The sequence below is a fragment of the Actinomadura sp. KC06 genome (assembly GCF_004348735.1).
Classification (GTDB): domain Bacteria; phylum Actinomycetota; class Actinomycetes; order Streptosporangiales; family Streptosporangiaceae; genus Spirillospora.
This window is the reverse complement of sequence record NZ_SMKT01000096.1, coordinates 18,308-35,778: the sequence shown is the minus strand read 5'-3', so window position 1 is coordinate 35,778 and position 17,471 is coordinate 18,308. Positions and strand designations below refer to the sequence as shown.

Annotated in this window: 20 protein-coding genes; 5 read left to right on the top strand and 15 right to left on the bottom strand. The window is 66.4% G+C overall.

Annotated features, from left to right (window positions below):
• Together E1287_RS27345 and E1287_RS27340 are read right to left on the bottom strand one after the other, a co-directional pair.
• The coding region (locus E1287_RS27345; protein ID WP_131967943.1) for a PEP/pyruvate-binding domain-containing protein at nucleotides 1-1,738 on the bottom strand (1,738 nt) is incomplete at its 3' end.
• Between the two features lie 2 nt (nucleotides 1,739-1,740).
• Nucleotides 1,741-2,706 carry a hypothetical protein gene (locus tag E1287_RS27340; protein ID WP_131967942.1) on the bottom strand — a complete coding sequence of 322 codons (966 nt, stop codon included), beginning with the start codon at nucleotides 2,704-2,706 and terminating at the stop codon, nucleotides 1,741-1,743.
• Nucleotides 2,707-2,840: 134 nt separating this feature from the next.
• Here E1287_RS27340 and E1287_RS27335 point away from each other — a divergent pair, with 134 nt between their 5' ends.
• The gene (locus E1287_RS27335) at nucleotides 2,841-3,320 is read left to right on the top strand and encodes an NUDIX domain-containing protein (protein ID WP_207934488.1); all 480 of its coding nucleotides are present in this window, start codon (nucleotides 2,841-2,843) and stop codon (nucleotides 3,318-3,320) included.
• Nucleotides 3,321-3,324: 4 nt separating this feature from the next.
• On the opposite strand, the gene E1287_RS27330 is transcribed toward E1287_RS27335, so the two are convergent.
• From E1287_RS27330 to queD, 11 genes are all read right to left on the bottom strand, one after another.
• Nucleotides 3,325-4,053, bottom strand: coding sequence for a 3'-5' exonuclease (locus tag E1287_RS27330; RefSeq protein WP_131967940.1), 729 nt, complete (start codon nucleotides 4,051-4,053; stop codon nucleotides 3,325-3,327).
• A complete protein-coding gene (locus E1287_RS27325) occupies nucleotides 4,050-5,183 on the bottom strand; it encodes an aminotransferase class I/II-fold pyridoxal phosphate-dependent enzyme (RefSeq protein WP_131967939.1) in 1,134 nt (377 codons plus the stop codon). The genes E1287_RS27330 and E1287_RS27325 overlap by 4 nt, the downstream gene beginning before the upstream one ends.
• Nucleotides 5,180-6,208 (bottom strand): radical SAM protein, encoded by a 1,029-nt coding sequence (locus E1287_RS27320; protein WP_243719470.1) that lies wholly within the window; start codon nucleotides 6,206-6,208, stop codon nucleotides 5,180-5,182. Before E1287_RS27320 ends, E1287_RS27325 begins: the two co-directional genes overlap by 4 nt.
• A gap of 29 nt (nucleotides 6,209-6,237) precedes the next feature.
• Nucleotides 6,238-6,957, bottom strand: a complete 720-nt coding sequence (locus tag E1287_RS27315) for a thymidylate kinase (protein ID WP_131967937.1) — start codon at nucleotides 6,955-6,957, stop codon at nucleotides 6,238-6,240.
• A complete protein-coding gene (gene folE, locus E1287_RS27310; RefSeq protein ID WP_131967936.1) occupies nucleotides 6,954-7,574 on the bottom strand; it encodes a GTP cyclohydrolase I FolE in 621 nt (206 codons plus the stop codon). Before folE ends, E1287_RS27315 begins: the two co-directional genes overlap by 4 nt.
• On the bottom strand, nucleotides 7,567-8,304 hold the full coding sequence (locus E1287_RS27305; RefSeq protein WP_131967935.1) for a WbqC family protein: 738 nt from the start codon (nucleotides 8,302-8,304) through the stop codon (nucleotides 7,567-7,569). The genes folE and E1287_RS27305 overlap by 8 nt, the downstream gene beginning before the upstream one ends.
• Nucleotides 8,301-9,011, bottom strand: a complete 711-nt coding sequence (locus E1287_RS27300) for a PIG-L family deacetylase (protein ID WP_165969197.1) — start codon at nucleotides 9,009-9,011, stop codon at nucleotides 8,301-8,303. The genes E1287_RS27305 and E1287_RS27300 overlap by 4 nt, the downstream gene beginning before the upstream one ends.
• Before the next feature lie 75 nt (nucleotides 9,012-9,086).
• Entirely contained in the window at nucleotides 9,087-10,217 is a 1,131-nt protein-coding gene (locus E1287_RS27295) for a glycosyltransferase family 4 protein (RefSeq protein WP_131967934.1), read from the bottom strand.
• The gene (locus E1287_RS27290; protein ID WP_131967933.1) at nucleotides 10,214-10,684 is read right to left on the bottom strand and encodes a phosphoribosyltransferase family protein; all 471 of its coding nucleotides are present in this window, start codon (nucleotides 10,682-10,684) and stop codon (nucleotides 10,214-10,216) included. Before E1287_RS27290 ends, E1287_RS27295 begins: the two co-directional genes overlap by 4 nt.
• Nucleotides 10,674-11,426 carry a 7-carboxy-7-deazaguanine synthase QueE gene (locus E1287_RS27285; RefSeq protein WP_243719469.1) on the bottom strand — a complete coding sequence of 251 codons (753 nt, stop codon included), beginning with the start codon at nucleotides 11,424-11,426 and terminating at the stop codon, nucleotides 10,674-10,676. The genes E1287_RS27290 and E1287_RS27285 overlap by 11 nt, the downstream gene beginning before the upstream one ends.
• Nucleotides 11,423-11,818, bottom strand: a complete 396-nt coding sequence (gene queD / locus E1287_RS27280) for a 6-carboxytetrahydropterin synthase QueD (RefSeq protein ID WP_131967932.1) — start codon at nucleotides 11,816-11,818, stop codon at nucleotides 11,423-11,425. Before queD ends, E1287_RS27285 begins: the two co-directional genes overlap by 4 nt.
• Nucleotides 11,819-12,308: 490 nt before the next feature.
• Between queD and E1287_RS27275 the strand changes: the two genes are divergently transcribed.
• From E1287_RS27275 to E1287_RS27260, 4 genes are all read left to right on the top strand, one after another.
• Entirely contained in the window at nucleotides 12,309-12,545 is a 237-nt protein-coding gene (locus E1287_RS27275) for a hypothetical protein (RefSeq protein WP_131967931.1), read from the top strand.
• 151 nt (nucleotides 12,546-12,696) lie between these two features.
• Nucleotides 12,697-13,281 (top strand): sigma-70 family RNA polymerase sigma factor, encoded by a 585-nt coding sequence (locus E1287_RS27270; protein WP_165969196.1) that lies wholly within the window; start codon nucleotides 12,697-12,699, stop codon nucleotides 13,279-13,281.
• Nucleotides 13,278-14,558, top strand: a complete 1,281-nt coding sequence (locus E1287_RS27265) for an ATP synthase F0 subunit B (RefSeq protein WP_131967929.1) — start codon at nucleotides 13,278-13,280, stop codon at nucleotides 14,556-14,558. Before E1287_RS27270 ends, E1287_RS27265 begins: the two co-directional genes overlap by 4 nt.
• A gap of 676 nt (nucleotides 14,559-15,234) precedes the next feature.
• A complete protein-coding gene (locus tag E1287_RS27260; RefSeq protein WP_131967928.1) occupies nucleotides 15,235-15,423 on the top strand; it encodes a hypothetical protein in 189 nt (62 codons plus the stop codon).
• Between the two features lie 517 nt (nucleotides 15,424-15,940).
• Here the strand turns inward: E1287_RS27260 and E1287_RS27255 are convergent.
• Nucleotides 15,941-16,210 (bottom strand): hypothetical protein, encoded by a 270-nt coding sequence (locus tag E1287_RS27255; protein ID WP_131967927.1) that lies wholly within the window; start codon nucleotides 16,208-16,210, stop codon nucleotides 15,941-15,943.
• Nucleotides 16,211-16,739: 529 nt separating this feature from the next.
• Nucleotides 16,740-17,450: a DUF6879 family protein gene (locus tag E1287_RS45825; RefSeq protein ID WP_243719468.1), complete on the bottom strand. Its 711-nt coding sequence runs from the start codon at nucleotides 17,448-17,450 to the stop codon at nucleotides 16,740-16,742.
• Nucleotides 17,451-17,471: the final 21 nt, after the last annotated feature.

Here is a 17,471-nt window from a genome sequence, read left to right as displayed (position 1 = left end):
CCAGAAACGCTGGGTCCAGCGCTGGAAGCCCGCCCTGAACGCCTTCCAGATCGCCTTCGAAGGCCGCCTCACCCCAACCACCCACTGACCACCCAAACCCCAAATCAGCCGTTAACTTGACACTCCCAGATGCGGCTGGCCGCGCGATAGTTACTCGGCGCTGGTGAAGAACGTTGGCGCCGTTGAGGACGAGGAGTTGCTGTGGCAGGAGACCGAGGTCGTTGGGCCAGGCCAGTCTGCCGAGACCTGGGATGAGGTGGTCGGTGTAGCCCTCTGGCAATGTGCTGAAGGATGGGGTTTCGGTGGGTTGGAACAGTCCTGTTGGTCCGACGGTGGGACTGCTGAGAATGCGCCTGATTACTGGATGGCCAGGATGATGCATAAGGAGCGTGGGGAGGCCGTCGTGGTTGCCTGAGTCTGATGCTGGATTGGCAACTACTATTGCCGTCCCGAAGTTGCTTGAGCTCTCTAGGGTGCTGTCGTCGGCGCGTTCGAGGCGCGTCACCGAGGGTGGGATCGAGGAGATCCTTCCTGTGAGGCCGTTGACGCTGATGTTGGTTCCTGTTGGGACGGCGGCGATGGTTTCTGGGAGCGCGGTGACGCAGGGGATACCGAGTTCTCGGGCGGTTATCGCTGCGTGGGAGAGCGGCCCTCCGCAGGTGGTGATGATGGCGGCTGGTTCTTGGAGGAGTGCTGCGGCGGCGTCGGCGCCGATGTTGCCGCTCAAGAGCACGTGATTCTTGATTGTGCCTTCGGGGAGATCCGACAGATGTGCGAGGGGGCCGGTGGCTTGGCCAGGGGAAGCGGGGATGCCTTGCCACTCTCGATCGCCGACGCAACGGTCGGCGGAGGAGGGGTCGGGGAGCGAGCAGGTGAGTGGACGAGTTTGCAGGAGTTGGACGGTGCCGTCAGGGAGCATGGCCCATTCAAGGTCGACGCTGTTCAAGTCAAGGACGTCAGCGGCGACCAGGGCGAGTTCGAGTAGCCGTGTTCGGTGGGGAGGTTCGAGGACCGGACGGGGATCGGCTGGATGAAGGTGGATCAGTCCGGCGGCGGAGGTGCGGATTTTGGCGCGTTCGTGGGTTCGGTCGATGAGTGGTAGATCGATCCATTCGCCGGGCGGGAGTTGAAGCTCTTCGGGTGTGGCGGGTAGGACGATCTCGGTTTGCTGAGCAGGGATGATCTGTTGCTCGCCATCGTGGATTTCGCCCGTTTGCGCTCCGCTGGCGAGAGGCTCAGCGAGGCCGCGGATCGCTTCGATGCGCCATCTCATCGGGGGTCGCCCGAATTCTGCGGCGAGGATTCCGGCCGCAAAGGGGCGCATTGCGGGCTGGATCAGGACGGCCATGGCTGGGTTGTAGGCGATGTTCCGGGCGGTTGCGTATGCGTGTGCGGCTGTGGAGGTGGCCGACGCCCGGACGTCGTGGACGGCTCGTTGCAGGGATGCGGGATCGGTGGGGCAGAAGCGGCTTGTGTAGAGGCCAGCGAACGAAGCGCGTTGCCCGTCCTCGCAGATGGCCGACGAGCGGGCGATCACTCCATGGGGGGCCAGCGGCGTGAGTGCCGACAGGAGGTGGGGGATCATCGTGTCGGCTTGTTCATCGGTGAGATCGACTGGCAGCACGAATCCGTCCGGGACCGGGAGCCCGGCGCGGGCCAGACGAGCCAGAGTGGTGGCCTTGCGTCCGAACCGGGACGGGTCCGTGACCTGCGCCAAGGGGATCAGGTGCGTCGTCACGGCTACGTCACCTTGGCGAGGTCGTCGAGTGTGATGCGGGCTGGGTCGAGATCGTAGGTCGCACACCACCGGCGCACCGTGGCCAGGTAGCGGTCACGAAGCGGCTTGCGGCGCTCTTCACAGGTTGCTGCCCATCCGAGTGCGGCTGCCATGGCTTGGACTTCGGTGACGGCGCGGTCGTCGCCGGCCGCGGCCAGGATCGCGGCGGTCTGCCACGCGTCCCGGCGGGAGACGGCTGTGGTTCGGTGCGCGGCCATGCGGCGGGACGTGGTGGCGGCCTCGGCTGGATCGATGGTCGCGATCAGAACGGTGGCGCCGTCGGGGTCTTCGTACGGCGTTGCGGTGGTGGCTGGTGGGTGAGAGCCGTACAGGTGTCCGGTCGCGGCTACGTGCTCGGCGGCTTGTGTGGGGTCCGACGTCGAGGCCGCGTCCAGGAGTACTTGGTGGGCGGCGAGTACATGGCTCGGCTCGGCGGGGAGTTGCAGGGCCACCATGCAGGCTTCGGCCTTGGTGCGGGAGTCGAACAGCCCGGTGAGCAGGGTCGTCCACCGCTCTTCGGGCAGGAGCCAGTTGACGATGTGGGTGGCGTTCACGCGGATGAGTTCGTTGGTCGCGGAGGCGAGGGCTGAGGTCCAGGCGACGGCGTCGCCGCTGTGGCGGGCGTTGTCGCAGAGGTCGAGTGCGGTGGCTGCGGCGTTCTGGTCGCGAGTCGTGAGGGCAATCAGCTCGGCGACGTATCGGGGGACGGCGAGCCGGGCGTGCCATGCGCAGGTGATGCGGGCGTGGTCGGTTTCGGGGATGTCGACGATGCCCGCGCGTCGTAGCCGGCCGTAAGGGCTGGAGTCGTCCATCAGGATCTGGGGCCAGGAGATCAATGATCGGGTGTACAGCTCCCATTCCAGGAGGCTGCCGTTCGGACGGGTGCGTTCGTAGTCACAGGTGAGGATCCCGTTCCAGATGGGCTCCACGCTGCTCTCCTCTTGGATGACGGGGGTGACGGATGAGGTAGGCATGCCGAGGGATGCATGTGCCGGGTATCGAGGCAAGAGGGTGTGGCAGGGTCGGGGCTCGACGTCGGTGCAGGGGCCGGAATGGAGGCCAGGTGATCAAAGAGGTGACGGCGACCGTTTTCGTGTTCCGCAGGTCGCAGGCGGTGGGATGGCGATTGGGGTTGGTCTGGCATCCGCGGTTTCAGGGGTGGATCACCCCGGGCGGTCATGTCGAGGCGAACGAGACGGCGGCTGAGGCCGCCGAGCGGGAAACGAGCGAGGAACTCGGGTGCCGTGTCCGGCTGGTGCCCGGGCCGTCGAAGCCTCTTCCGGTCGGCTTCCCGCACACGGCCGCGACCGTGCCGTGGTGGATCGTTGAGATGGGGGCTAGTCCGGACAATCACACTCGGGACGAGCACGTTCATGTGGACCACGTATTCGTCGCCGAGTGGGTGGCGGATGTGTGTGAACCTGAGACCCGCGTGCGCTGGGTTACCGAGCACGAAGTCGCGGACCTGCCCGATCTTGCTGAGGACACCCGCTTGCAGGCCAAGGAGTTGTTCGCGTCGGTGGATGCGATTGTTGCGGTGTGACCGGCTAAAGCTCGAAGAGCTGTTCCTGGGTTGCTTCATCGTCGGCTCCGGCCGGAGGGGACGGCGGGTGGACGCCGCCTGCGACGTCCAGGTGGGCGAGCGTTGACCAGCGTCTCTGGGCCAGTCCTGCGGCGAGGACGTGCTGGAACACCTGCACGGTGACTTCGACGTCGGGCATGGCCCGGTGCCGGTCGGCGGGGACGGGAATGCGCAGGTACTTCAGCAGGGCGTCCAGCCGGTGGCTGCTGAGTTCGGGGAATGCTGTGCGAGCCAGCTTGACCGTGCACAGCAGGGGCGTTCTGGCCAGCGTGGGGCAGTGCCTGCGTTGACCGGCGATCAGGCCGGCTTCGGTCGCGGCGTGGTGCGCGACGAGCCGGTACGGCGGATGTGTGAGCCGTGCGTCCAACTCTTGCATGATCTGTGCCTGTGAGGGGCCGCCGCTCAACATTTGGCTGGTGATGCCCGTCTGGGCGGTGTCGAGGCTGGTGACCGGCACGTCGGCGGGTGGCCGCATCAACGATTCGAAACGGCCGCTCTCCTGCCAGCCGCCCTCTTCGAACCGCCCCGCCACGGCGGCGACCTCGATGGGCTCGGCCGGTCGGCCGGCCGGGGTGAGCGTCTCGAAGTCGATGACGACGAAGGTCGTCTGCGGGAAGGCCCGGTCGGAGAACCACGGGCCGGAACCTTCTGGGGCGGAAACGGATAGCCCGGCGGAGGACCGTTCGGTCGTCATGGGGCCCATGCTGTCGCCTCCTTTCTGATGATCGCCGCGAGTTCGGCGATGTGTTCGTCGCTGTCGCGTGCGGTGACCGGTACCGCCAACGCGGTCTCCACGGCGCGGGACGCCCGGGGGCAGGGGGCGGGGTGGAACTGCTGGCACGCGGGATGGTCCGGGGCGGCGCGGAGCCCATGGGTACCGACGCTGTTGGTCACTCCGGCATCGGCTAGACGCTGGCAGAACCGGCGGGGGTCGGGCAGGTGAAGGCGCCACAGAGCGCTGTGTCCATTCGGCTCCTCGCAGGGGTCGGCGTCGATCGTTTCTAGGTCGTCGAGATGACCTACGAGGTCGGTGAGGAGCGAGGTCTGGTGGCGGCGCCGGGCCACCGCGTTGGTCATCTGGGCGAGACTGGCCCGGGCGATAGCGGCGAGCGGTTCGGCGAGCCGGTAGTTGGTCCCGAGCCTGCTGCCTGGTGGTTCTCCCGGGGCGGCATTTTGCCAATGGCTGCGGAAGCTCGCCGCCCGCGCGGCGAGCAGTGGGTCGTCGGTGAGCAGGAACCCGCCCTCACCGCAGGAGGTGATCTTGCCGTCCTTGAGGGAGAAGCAACCGGCGGCGCCGAGGGTTCCGGCGAGCTTGCCGTTGTTGCGGCTTCCGTGAGCTTGGCAGGCGTCCTCGATGACGCGTAGGTCATGGCGTTCGGCGAGATCGATGACGTCCAACAGCCCGGCGGTCCTGCCGGCGAGGTGAACGGGCAGGATCGCGCGCGTTCGATCGGTGATCTTTGCGGTGAGGTCGTCCAGGGCGAGCGGTTCGCCGGTTTCAGCAGCGTCGACGAAGACCGGGCGGGCCCCTGACAGGGCGATGGCCGCAACGGTCATCACCACCGTGCAGGCGGGGACGAGCACCTCGTCGCCAGGGCCGACATCGGCTGCGACGAGTGCTGTGTGCAGTGCGGCGGTGCCCGAGGAGACCGCGACCGCATACCGGGTGTCATAGGCGGCGGCCAGCTCGTCTTGGAAAGCGTTGACCTGCTGGTTGGCGAACGGGTCCGGCATGCGGGCCAGCACCGGCCCGAGCCGCTCGGCGGCACTGGCGGTCGCTGGTTGGCCGATTCTGCTGGAGGGGTCCTGTGGCTCAGCGTTCATTCGGCGTCCTGGTTCGGGCGGTTGGAGGCGAGGAAGCGGTCGAAGCCCATGAGCGGCCACATGTTCACGCAGTCGACGGAGAACAAGGAACAGTCGGTGCAACCGCGGGCGGCGAAGAGCGTGCGTGCGTCGGCGCCACGGATGTTCCGTCGGCGTTCGGGCGGGGTGGCCGCGATCCGCAGCGAGGACGGGCAGTCCCAGACCGAGCCGTCCGGCTCGATGAAATTCAAGGTGCTGCCGCCAAAGCATCCTTCAATCACGCCGGTCGGATGGGAAACGGCGGCGGTGACCTGGTCCGCATACGGCGCGGCGGGAAGCCGAAGCGGAAGTTGTGCCTGCTGCAGCTCTGTGAACGCCGCGCGCAGAGAAGAAACGTCGGCTCTGGTGAGCGACAGTTCGTCGTGTAGCGCGTGATCGCCGTCCAGGGCGATCGGTTGTGGAACGAAGTAGTCGCACTCCAGGTCGCAGGCCAGGCGCGCGACATCGAGCAGGTCGGCTGCGTTATGGCGGGTGAGCACGGTGTATATCCCGATCCGGGGGCTGGGACGCCGACCACGCGAATCGCGGAGCGCGGTGATTCCTTCGATCACTTGTCGCCAGCCATCTTTGCTGTTGTGGGACGGCCGCCAGGCGTCGTTGTAGGCCGCGTCCGCCGAGTCCAGGGACACCGACACCGCGTCGACGCCCAGATCGAGCAGCCCAGTCCGGATGTTTGAGCGGTTCAGCGGAATGCCATTGGTGCAGACGATGACCTGCACGCTGGCGGCTTTGAGAATGGCGAGGAGTTCGAGGACGGGCGGCCAGATCAGCGGCTCTCCCCCCGCCACAAACACCCGCCGCACTGCCGAGCCTTCGAGCGTTCGGGCGAAAGCCATGACCCGGTCGGCGGACAGGTCGGTGCGCGCCAGGTGCGACAGTCGGCCCGTTTGGGTGACGGGCTGGAGCCGGTGATCGCCGACCGTCCCGAAGTAGCAGTAGCGACATCCCAGATTGCATGGGGACCGCAACGCCCACAGCAGCGTCACCCTCCCGGCGGCCGCGCCGGGCTTCCGGATTAGGTGGATTGGCATGTCGGCTCCTCACCGCTCCGGGCGGCTGCGCGGCAGGCATCGACGATTGCGGTGATGCAGGCGTCCTCGTGTAGTTCCCGGCGGTCGACGATCTGGAAAGTCCCAGGCGAGGTTCGTTCGAGCAGGTCGTAGAGGTGGACAGCGCGCGCCATCAAGTCCAGTTCGTCCGCGGACGGCGGACGGCCGAGGCGGCGCCGCCACCGTGCCAGGCGCCGGTCGGGATCGTCCACGACCAGCACCGCAGTGTCGGGCAGCGGCCGCCATGCGGCGATCTGAGCGAGGATCGACTGAGCCGTGCGCAGTGCCCCATCGTCGCCGTCCTCGGGGTCGGTGAGGATCACCGACTGGTACACCGCGACGCTGTGCGGGCCACGGTCCTCTAGCACCATGCGGTGGGATGCGTGGGGAGGCAGCGCCTCGTATCGGTGGACCTGCAGTGCGGCCAGCAGCAGAGTTTCGGTGCGGGGCCTGCCGGTGCGCAACCACATGTCGCCGACCGCATGGAGGGCGGCGACGACCTGTCCGGGGATCTGGTCGGCGGGGGAGTCGGGCAGCTCCTGCAGGTGGAGGCAGCGCTCGCCGAGCAGCGCTGCGGCACGCGCGGCCAGGTAGGTTTTGCCGACACCGTTGCCGCCCTCAAGGCTCACCCAGCCCGCGGCTCGCCGGGCCCGTGTGACGAGCGCTGTGTCCAGCCGAGCCTTCATCGATGCTCCCGGCATACCGACGGAGCCAGGTGCGCCGCGAGCACCGGATCGGTGGACAAACGGCCCAGCAGACAGTTGGTGTCGGTGCGGGCGGCTTGCGCCTGCACACCGCGCATGCTCATGCACAGATGCTCTCCGCGCCCCCACACGCCCACATCCCGGCTGCCGGTGACCTCGGCGAGAGAGGTCGCGATCTGCCTGGTGAGCCGCTCCTGCAGTTGGAGCCGGTGAGCGTGCGCCTGGACGATCCGGACGATCTTCGATAGGCCCACGACCGTCTCGTTGGGGACGTAACCGCAAGAGAACTCCACGCGGAATGGCAGCAGGTGGTGCTCGCACAACGACCAGGCGACGATGCCGGCGACCGTCACCTGTTGGTGGCCCTCCGTCATCGTGGTGTGCGCGAAGACCGTGTCGCAGCGGCCAGCGCCGAAGTCCAGGAACTCCCGCCACCACGCGGCCACCCGACGTGGCGTGTCCTGCAGGCCCTCGCGGTCGGGATCCTCGCCGAGCGCTTCGAGCATCTTGCGATACAGATCCTCGACGGCCGCGATATCGACTCGACGCCGGGACTGCAGAGTCTGCGCCGTGCGCCCGGGGTCTGCGAGATCACTCATGTGCCGCCTCCGCGAACGAACCGTTCGTCAGCCGGGCACCGTCGGCGAGGCGGGCGCGCGCGGCCGGCCCGTAGTGAACCAGCAGCTCTAGCGCGGTCAGCCCCGGCGAGCCCACCTCCCAGAGCCCCTCGTTGTCGGCTGCGTAGGAGGCGACCTGAACGTCGATCCCGGCTCGATCGAGCAGAGCGGTGTCCAGGTAAGCCGCTGCCCCGGTCCCCACGCGTAGGACGTTGCTGCCGGTCCGCCGACAAAGGTCAACCAGCATGCCGGTCTTGGCTCCCCGCGGCGCCAGCGCACTGGAGCCGATGATCTCCACCTCGATACCGAACCCGTCGAGCATGAGCCGGATGAGTTCCAGGTTCAGCGGCAACAGATGTGACCAGGGCCGGTCGTACACGGCTCGCAGCTGCGGTTCCCACGCTGACCAGAACGGGGCACTCCCGTAGGACTGGGACAGGTTCTGCCAGTGCCGACGCCTCCACCGGTCCCCGCTGATCTGCACGTCGCGGATCGGCTGGCCGAAGCGTTGGCGGACCGGGACGGTGAGCCAGCGCGGCGCTCGATCCGGCCCTGGCACCCGGTTGCGCTGCTGCCAGCTTCCCTGGCTGAATTGCACGTGGTCCAGGACGAGGAAGTGCGGCACATCCAGCAGCCGCGAGAAGTAGCCGGGGCCCGGCAGGTAGGCGGGCTGATGACCGACAAGTATCCGCCTTCCGTCGCGGGTGCTCATGATGCGACCATCCGGTAGAGCGCGAAGCGTTCGGCCGCCTGCACGCCGATCACCGCTCCTGCGGCCAGGTCGAGCGCGGTGACCTTGGCGAGGCTGCGTGGATGCGGATCGTCGCGGAGCTGGCTCGCGTAGCAGCGCAGCGCTTTGGTCTTGGTGGGGGTGTAGTCGCTGATGTCGACCACCAGCGGGCGAGCCGCGTCGGCGGTGGACCAGCAGCGGTCTTCTGGGCCGTCGTAGCCCGCCACCAGCTTGGGCAGCGGCCGGTCGGGGCGGTGGCCGGGACGGACGGCGGCGAGCGCGGCGGCGTGGACGGCGCGGTGGTCGTGATGGTGGCCCCCCGCGGGCAGGAACAGCGCGGCCGGTCGGCTCGCCGCCAGCGACACCTCCTCGCCCGATTCGATAAGCCGGACGATCTCGGCCGGCCACGACGGCAGGCCGTGCGCTCGATCGGTATCGATCCAAGCGAGCCGTCGGCGAGCGACCTGTAGGACGGTGCAGGCCCGGTCGAACTCGCGGGAGCGGACCTCGGTGTCGGAGACACCACCGTGCATCACGCCGCTGGTACAGGCGACGGCGAGTACGTCGACGCCGATACCGGCGTCTGTCAGCGCGGCGATCGTCCCGCCCATCCCCAGCGTCTCGTCATCAGGGTGAGCGGCGACGACCAGGACGCGGTCTGGGGGCTGGAGCCCGAACAAGGTGAACATGGAACCCTCCTCTTTTCCGTGGAAGGGGAGACGGGACCACACGGCGATGTCCGTGCGGCAAGCGGTTGGTCGGGGTCAGATCCGGCTGGGCAGGGCCGCCGCCAGCAGCGCCGAGGCGGCCGTGACAGGGTTGTGATGGGCGATGCGGCCGGGCGCGGCCCGGCTCGCGGCGTGGTAGGCGTCGCAGTCGTGGAGGAGTTGGTGCAGCCTGCTCCACAGGGCGGCGAACCCATCTTCGAGCGGGACGACACGCCCGGCGGGGCCTGCCAGGTCGGGGACGAAACCGAGGTCGAAAGCGACCACGGGTGTGCCGACGCTGAGTGCCTCGGCGGTGGTGTGACTGAACGTCTCTGGTTCCACCGACGTGATGACCGTCGCGGCTGCTTCGGCGAAGTAGGCCGGTACGTCGTGCCAGCGCAGCGCCGGATGCAAGGTGACGACGTCACTGCGCCGGTCGGCTTGGGCGCGGCAGTCGGCGACCGCGCGGGCCTGCTGGCCGTGGGCGAACTCGAAGTCGGCTTCGGCTAGGACGATCTCGATGGGCCGGTCCCACCCGGCGGGCATCGCCTCAAGGAAACAGGCTTGGCCCTTGCCCGGGTCGGCGCGCGAGACGATGCGGACTGGTCCGCGTCTGCGGAGCTGTTCACGTTCACACCGGGAGGGCGGCCGGAGGCCGGTGCTCAGGACGGCGTTGGGGACGATCCTCCAATCGGTGGTGTCCCAGCCAGCGGAGGCGTAGCTGTCTAGGACGTAGGGGCTGGCTGGGCAGACGACGTCGGCGGCGGCCACCGCGCGGTGCATGGGTGCCGGGTCCGAGGTCGGACGCAGGGTGTTGTGCACCATGAGCACGGACAGCGTGCCCGGTGGGGCCGCTCCCAGGTGGCCGAGCCCCCACACCGGCGCTCCCCAGCACGCCACATCGACGCCGTGGTCGGCCAGTACGCCTCGGACCTCCGCGGCCACCGCACGCTCATCGGCGATCGCGTCCACCACCTCGGTGTGGCGGGTCAACGCGGGCAGCACGACGGACTTCAGCCGGATCAGGGCTGGCTCATCGGCATCTCCCGGCCGCGGCGGCCCGGCAGCGATCACCAGCGGCTCGTGTCCAAGTTCGCGCATACCGGCCATCTGCGCGGCGATGCTCCGCTCGATGCCGGAGGGGTGATCGGGACGGTAGGTGAGCAGGCAGTAGGCGACGGTGGTCACGACACCTCCCAGGGGAAGATCACCCAGCGGTGGACGCGGCGGCCGACAATGTCCGGCGTGGGGGCGGCCTCGGGCCAGTTGCCGAGGTTGAGAACGCACACGGCCGTGCGAATCCGTTTGGCGTTGCCGCCAGAGACGAGCCGGTGCGCCAGTTCGATCGACTTCCCGCTCCCTGCGACGTCGTCGACCACCAGGACGTCCATGCCGCCGACACCGCCCAGCGCGCCGGTATCTGTCACCCGGGGCTCGGTGTGCTTAGGAGCGTTGACGCCGTCTGCGGTCGTGTGGACGACGGTCAGCGTGCGGACGTCGCGTAGCCCGAGCCGATGCGCGAGCATCACCGCCGGAACCGCTCCGCCGCGCAGGACCCCGACGATGACGTCCGGCTTTCCGTCCGCGGTGACCCGGGTGGCGATGTCGTCGACGAGCCGCGCATGGTCACCCCAGGAAAGCCGCTCAGCGTCCACGAGCGTCTCCCCACAGCAAGGTGTGCAGCCGAGGCGTCAGATGCCATCCCCGGGCAAGGACCGGCTCGGCCAGCTCCCGGGCACGCCGCAGCACGACGTCCGCATCCGTACCCGCTGGCATGATCCACACCGGGGCGAGCGCATGGGCGTCCACCAGCCTGGCGACCTCGTCCAGCTCGGCCTGGCAGGTGACGACGAACTTGAACACCGCACCGCCCGCCCGCGCCAGTCGGCCGAAGACTCGCAGCGGCTCGTCCACGACTCGCCTGGACGTGGCGACACCGCTGGCCGAAAGCTTCGGCGAGACGTTGAAGGTCACGTTCGCCCGGCAAAGATCAGAAAGTGGAACCACAGTGCCGTTCGTCTCGATCTCGACCCGACGCCCTTCGGCCAGCACCTGGACCACGAGATCGACCAGCCTGCGCTGTTGGAGCAGTGGTTCTCCACCTGTGATGACCATCAGCTCGACGCGCCGGTCGAGAATCCAGGAGACCAGATCACGAACTGGAACCCGCCTGCCTTCAGCCTTGCGGTCGAACCGATCCCAGTCCCACGTGTAGGGGGTATCGCACGACCACGCCGCCCCCTCTCCGCGACCACAATCGAGGTTGCAGGACAGCAGCCGGACGAACACCGCCTGGCGACCGGCAGACGGCCCTTCTCCCTGAAACGTCGGACCGAAGCGCTCGGAGACCCACAGGCTGTGAGAATGCCTCGCCGTTTCATTGATGTGCGCCCTCAATGGTCGCCCTCGCCAGCCGCGTGCTCCGGGCGGAACTCGACCCAGGTCGAGCCAGTCTCCGACAGGCACACCGCGGCCACGAGCTCACCGACCTGACAAGGCAGCTCAGCGCGGCACCACCCATACAGGTGATGGGCCAAATTCTCACTTGTCGGCGCGAAGTCGAAGACATCGTTGAGATGCCGATGATCAAGCGAAGCATCCAGGTACGCCTTGAACGGTGCGAGGTCGGCGAAGTCCACCACGAACCCGCAATCCGTCAGATTCGCGTTCTCCAGCACCACCTCGACCCGGTAAGTGTGCCCATGCAACCGTCCACATTTGTGGCCGTCCGGCAGTCCGGTAAGCTGATGTGATGCCTCAAAGCTGAAGGACTTGGCGATCCGGTACATTGCTCGCCCTCCCGATCGGGGCCGACATAAAACCGCGCTCCAGAAGGAATCTGTTCAACCAGTTCGGCCCTTTCGTGATCGTCAAGGATGGGAATGCCATCGCTCACGACCCTGACCCGGGGACACCAAGCAGGGGAAGATATTTGGCGCACTTTGGCCCTAGTCGAGGCGAGCAGCGCTCAGACCCAGCGGTCGGTCTACAGCCACCCCGTGGCGGCGCAGTGTGCGCGCGCTGGGAGCAGAAAGGGGAGCAGTACAGCCGTGGCCGTCCAGGGCTGACCATGGGGTGGGTGAGCGGTTGGGCGCAGACACGGCCTTGACCGTCCGCCGCCAGACCAGCAGTTGCCCTGCCGATGTCCGATCCCGGCGGCCCGTCAGGTGGACTGTCGCCTCAGCGGCCTCGTGAACTGCAGGTTTCACAACTCTTGCTTCTTGCACACCGATGGGGCGAAGACAAGAGTCCACCCAACCGCGCGGAAGGACAACAACCGTGGTCGCCCATCAGAGCCAGTCGCCTGCCTCCCGGCCCTCGGAAGAGGCATCCCCGCCGGACAGGCAGGACGAAAGGCACAGGGTCTTCGCCGAGGTCGGTCCGCTACTCGGGTTGATCAACGGCGTGATCGCCGCGTTCGTCGGTGCCTACGCCACCACCGGTTCGCTGCTGGTCACCGTCATCGCCGGCGGCGCGGCCCTGACGCTCGCGGCCTTGGCGCTGATCAAGAAGTGACGGCCCCTGCTCTGCAGGCCGCACGGTCCCAGTTTGAGTCTGCCAGGAAACGTCTCACCCGCATTTCACACTCTGTCCGTCTCGTGCACCAAGGCAACGAGGAGGCGTCCGGAGTGATGGCTCGATCGGAGGATCGTCGGCGGTGAAGCACGTGAGCGAGGCGGCGCAGGCCGTCGCCGAGCCCGAGGCTGATTCTCCGGAGGGGTTCGATGCGCTCTTCGATACCGAATTCCCCAATCTGGTGGGGGTCACGATGGCGGTGACGGGGGTGTCGCTCTCGGAGGCGCAGGACGCCGTTGAAGAGGCCATGATTGAGGTCGTGAAGCGCTGGTCGGAGCTCACCAACCCGGTCGGCTACGCCCGCAAGGCGGCCCTGAGTCACGCTGTCGGTCACCGCCGCAGAGAGCGCAGACGGATGCCGCTGGAAATCCGGGGTGGCCATCTGACGCCGGAGGCCGACATCTGCCACGAACTGACCTTCTGGGAGGACGGCCAGTGGATCAAGCAGATGTTGGAGACACTGCCCCCGGTCCAGCGAGCGGTGATGGCGGCCTTTTACGACGGTTCCACGATCACCGAGATCGCCGATCACCTCGGCAAGACCGAAGCCACCGTCCGAAAAAATCTTCAGTTGGCACGCCAGAAACTCAAGCCTCTGCTCCACCAGGATTACCAACTCACACGGGAGGCTGAGCCCAGCCCTTCGGCTCCGGCGACCCAGGAGGACGAGCGGTGAGCGACCACAACTACAAGCCCGACCAGCCCACCTCGCTCGCGCCTAACCCGTCCAAGACGGAGGAGACCAGGCAGGAACTGCTGGCCTATGCGCGAGACATCGATGACGTCGTGACGCGGCACCTCACCAAGGAGGCCGTGGCCGCACGGCGTCGCCGAGTCCTTCAGCGCGCTCAGGACGATGATCAGAACGGTGGCGGTGAGCCTGACCAGCAAGCGGCCTCCCCGTCACCACAAGCCCTTGGTTGCGTCGATACTGAGCCGTCCCAGGAAGATGGACAGTGCTTGGTTCTCGCCGGCAGGAACGGGTCGGGCAAGACCCTCACCTTTGGACTGCTCATGGCCTTGCTGAGCGCCCGCTCCCACGCACAGCGCGCCGCCCAGGAATTCGAGGACGCAGCCCTCCGCAACGCCGCCACGATCACGCGTCGAGCCCGCGAACGAGCCGAAGCTATGACCGCCCGCGCACAGGAGACAGAACAAACCGCCCTCCGTGCCCTCCAGGAGGCTCAGCGCAAATCAGAACAGATCGTCTCCGAGGCGGAGCGAAAAGCCGTTCGGATCCTCGACGAAGCACGCTCAGAAGCCGACATGATCAAAACGTGCGCACACATCCAACCAATGCAGCACGACCCCGTTCTCCAAAGTGAACCACAATCCCTCAACAGGAAACCGGGTTCTGTATTTTACGTCGACCGTCGAACGCTCAGTTCGTTCATCGGCTCGAACTTGGCGCTGGCGATTGCCGTCGAGGATGTAAGAGGTCAGCTCCGGCCTCGCCGGGCGCCACTGCTCCGTACTCTCAAATCCTGGAGACGAGCGGCTGAACTGCAGGCGTTGCCCGTCCCAAGATCGCTCCAGCTTGCTGGAGTGGTCCTTGAGTCGATGTCCTTTGCCGACACCTCTCCACCTCATCTTCTCGAAGAAATCAACGAGCTTTGCCGAATCGCTTTCCCGGCCATGCACGCTGTGTATCCCAGCGGGTCCTTCAGTCGCTGCGTTCGCCTGGCCCCAGTCGCAGACGATATTGATATCCTGATTGCGGCTGACTTCACCTCGCTAGAGGAGGAAGGTGAAGCTGGCCCGATCCTCGTCGAGCCTCATCCAAAGCGTCCGCCTCGGCTTTGGCTGCCGCCGACCGAAGAATGCGATGGCGCTTACCTGCTTCAAGCGGTGCAACAGGCGCGCACGTCGGAAGAAGGTCCGACAGATCCTGAGCAGCTTCGAGCTGAGCAACAAGGGACGGCAACGTGCGTCACCTCTAGTGGGCGCGGATGAGAGCCCTGTTCATGGCCAAGACCGCTGATCAGTATCGGTCACCGGCCCACCACCGGGCGTTCGGAGCCCTGCGTTTACCAACGGATTTCGTGGACTTGGGCGGATCTCGACTCCGTCGGGGCTGCCTTGGCCCCAGTACGTGGAGAACGCCGTACTCACCGCATCGGCCAGTCGGCCAGACTCGATGTGTCCGATGAACTCTTGCAGCAGCGTGCCGCGCAAGGTCGCGCTGGCAAGACGATCAGTGGGCCGATCTTCTGAAGTCTCTCCCGTGACCGTGATCTCCACCGGCATGGAGACCGTGAGGACGTCGCGTCCACCTGCCCCGTCCAGTGGTGGTGCGGCGGCGAACACAGCCGGGAGTTGACGCCTCGCCTCCTCCGCGATTTTGACTGGTAGGGGAGGCCCTCCGCGTCGGCCGGCCATGCCTTCTCCCTCTCCTCGGGGGACGTTCACGGTTGGGTACGGGAAGCTGCTCAGCCAGTCCCGGCAGCCAGAACTCTCGCTCACGGTTGACGACTACCTAGCCATCGAATCGAAATATACTAAAAGGGAGTGGGGGCTGCGAAAGGTCATCGAACTGCAGGTCCAGCAACACGCAAGCCCAGCACCACCGCAAATCGGTCAACTATTCGCACTTGTGGGCATGAAGGGGGTATTTTCGGACATTGATAAGATGCGTAAAGTCTCCGCCAAGACTTCAGAAGACCAACTGGATCGCATTGTGAGTGGCCGAAATCTGATAGCGCACACCGGCGATCGCCGGGGCAGGGGACGCGCCAACATCCCGATCACCGAGGTTGAGGCCGATCTCGCTATCATCGTTGAGATCATCGACGCGCTGGACCGGCTCACCGCAGAGTGATGGTGGTCGGGCGACACAGATGATCGCGACGACCGACCCGGCGATGGCTGTTAGCCCGAGTATTACGGCAGTAGTGCCCGATCAAAGATGGGAACCCGCGGTGACGAGCGTGACCATTACCACGACGACGTCTACAATTACCTTTACGGCGACCCGTACGACGATTGAAATGCCGAGTGGCACACGGAAGAGCGATGCCCCTGATGTCGATGGAACATGGGACCGCTGCCCTCGGTCTCCTGCAGACATCTCCGACACCGGTTCAGATGATACCCGGAGACGGCGTCGCGGCCGTCCATCTCGAAGAACCACAGAAAATCGTGAAGGCGAAAGTAACTCCCATCGGTGCCAGGAATATAAAGGCATCGCAACAATGGCGACCTGCAGAGTCTGTCAAGGGGAATTCCAGACTTACCAGGGTCGCCCTGGACGCCGGGCCCTGCACTGCTCCAAATCTTGTCGTCAGCGCGCCTGGCGTACACGCCAGGCCGTAGATGAGGCGGCGGCAGCAGCAGCCCTACACGTCGAACATCTCCTCAGCGCCGAAGAACATGCGCGTTTGTCTGCCGAGACTCTCTGGCAAACGCTGCGGGAAGTCACCTGCGGTGCAGATGCGCTGAAGTCGAGAGACCGACAGTGGGAGCCCCGGGTTGCCGAAGCTGCACGAAGTCTCGCCCAGACCGCTACGCGCATCGCTGAACTCGCTGACAAGCATGCCGCCGAAGCGACGACCTACCAGCGTGCTCGTGAACGGGTCCGACGCATTGACTCCGGCACCGAGCGGCACGACTCACCGACACCCAACAGCAGAGCGGGCTGAGATTCTGCAATCAAGCGCTACGGCCGAACCTCCGCCGACTAGGTCAAGGGCCAGGAATCTGGTGCACTTCGACATCGCCCACGGACAACACATCTCGTAGCGATCCGTCTTGAGTTGGCTGATCAACTCGCGTCGGAACGTTACTGCCTTGAGCGGTCGGCGGTCCGACACGACCGCCATGCGGTGCTGTTTGAGCAGTATCTGAACCTGGCGACCTGTGGCGCTTTGCTCACGCGTTTGATGCTGACCTACAGACCATCGCGGCGCTGGCGCGCACAGCAAGACGCGGTCTGGAACCGTCACCAGTTGGCAAACCAATTCCGTTCTCTGCTGCGTGACTTCTTCCTGGTTGCCTTGGTCGCTTTCCCGAGCATGGTGAGGTACCGGCCTGATCTCCCCAGAAGCCAGGGCAGCGCTCGGGGCTGCACCGACACTAGGCAAGGCCGTACGAATCACACTGTTGTGAGTATGGCCATGGGAGTTCGCGCCTGATGGGTTATTGCTGGTCGTGTGGGTCAGGGAGATGGTATTGCCCGTGTGGGGTCGCGCGTTCCCACACCCGCTCGAACGCGAGCAGGCAGCGGGCGACGATATCGGGATCGTTACTGCTCTTCTCTTGCTCGATCTCGGTTCCGTCACCAGCACAGAAGTTGAACATCACAAGCTTGTGGTCGAACAGCCAAAAATCCGCGGCGGGCAGCACCAGGTCCCACGCCCGCTCACGCGGCAGCCATCGCACGTCCTCACCGGCTGCGACGTTCTGCTCGGTGAGCATGTGCTCCCACCGGATGTAGTCCGAGGGCGGCTCGGACACCACGCGGGCCCGGCGGATCGTCACGCCGCGCCCGACCGCGTCCTGGACGATCCCGCGCCATTTGGTCATCTCATACCGGCCCGTCCCGCCCGCACGGAAGTCTTGGTAGGCGGGGTGGGAAGGGTCGTAGGCGTCGCGCATCTCCAGATGCAGCGCGGTGCGCTTTGCGGACTGGAGGACCTCGGTGCTGTCGGCCGGGCCGTGGCCCAGACCGTCGGGCTCGTAGGTGCCGGCCGCCGCCGCAGCGATGAGCGATGCCATCCGGGCCGGCAGCCTCACGACGGCTTCGTCGGAGTGCAGGTTGCCGTGGCGGGCGATCTCGGCGATCACCCGCAGATCCTCGATCAGTTGGCCCTGGAAGTAGTAGTCACCGGTGTCGGGATCGACATACACGGCGGGGCAGCGACCTTCGGG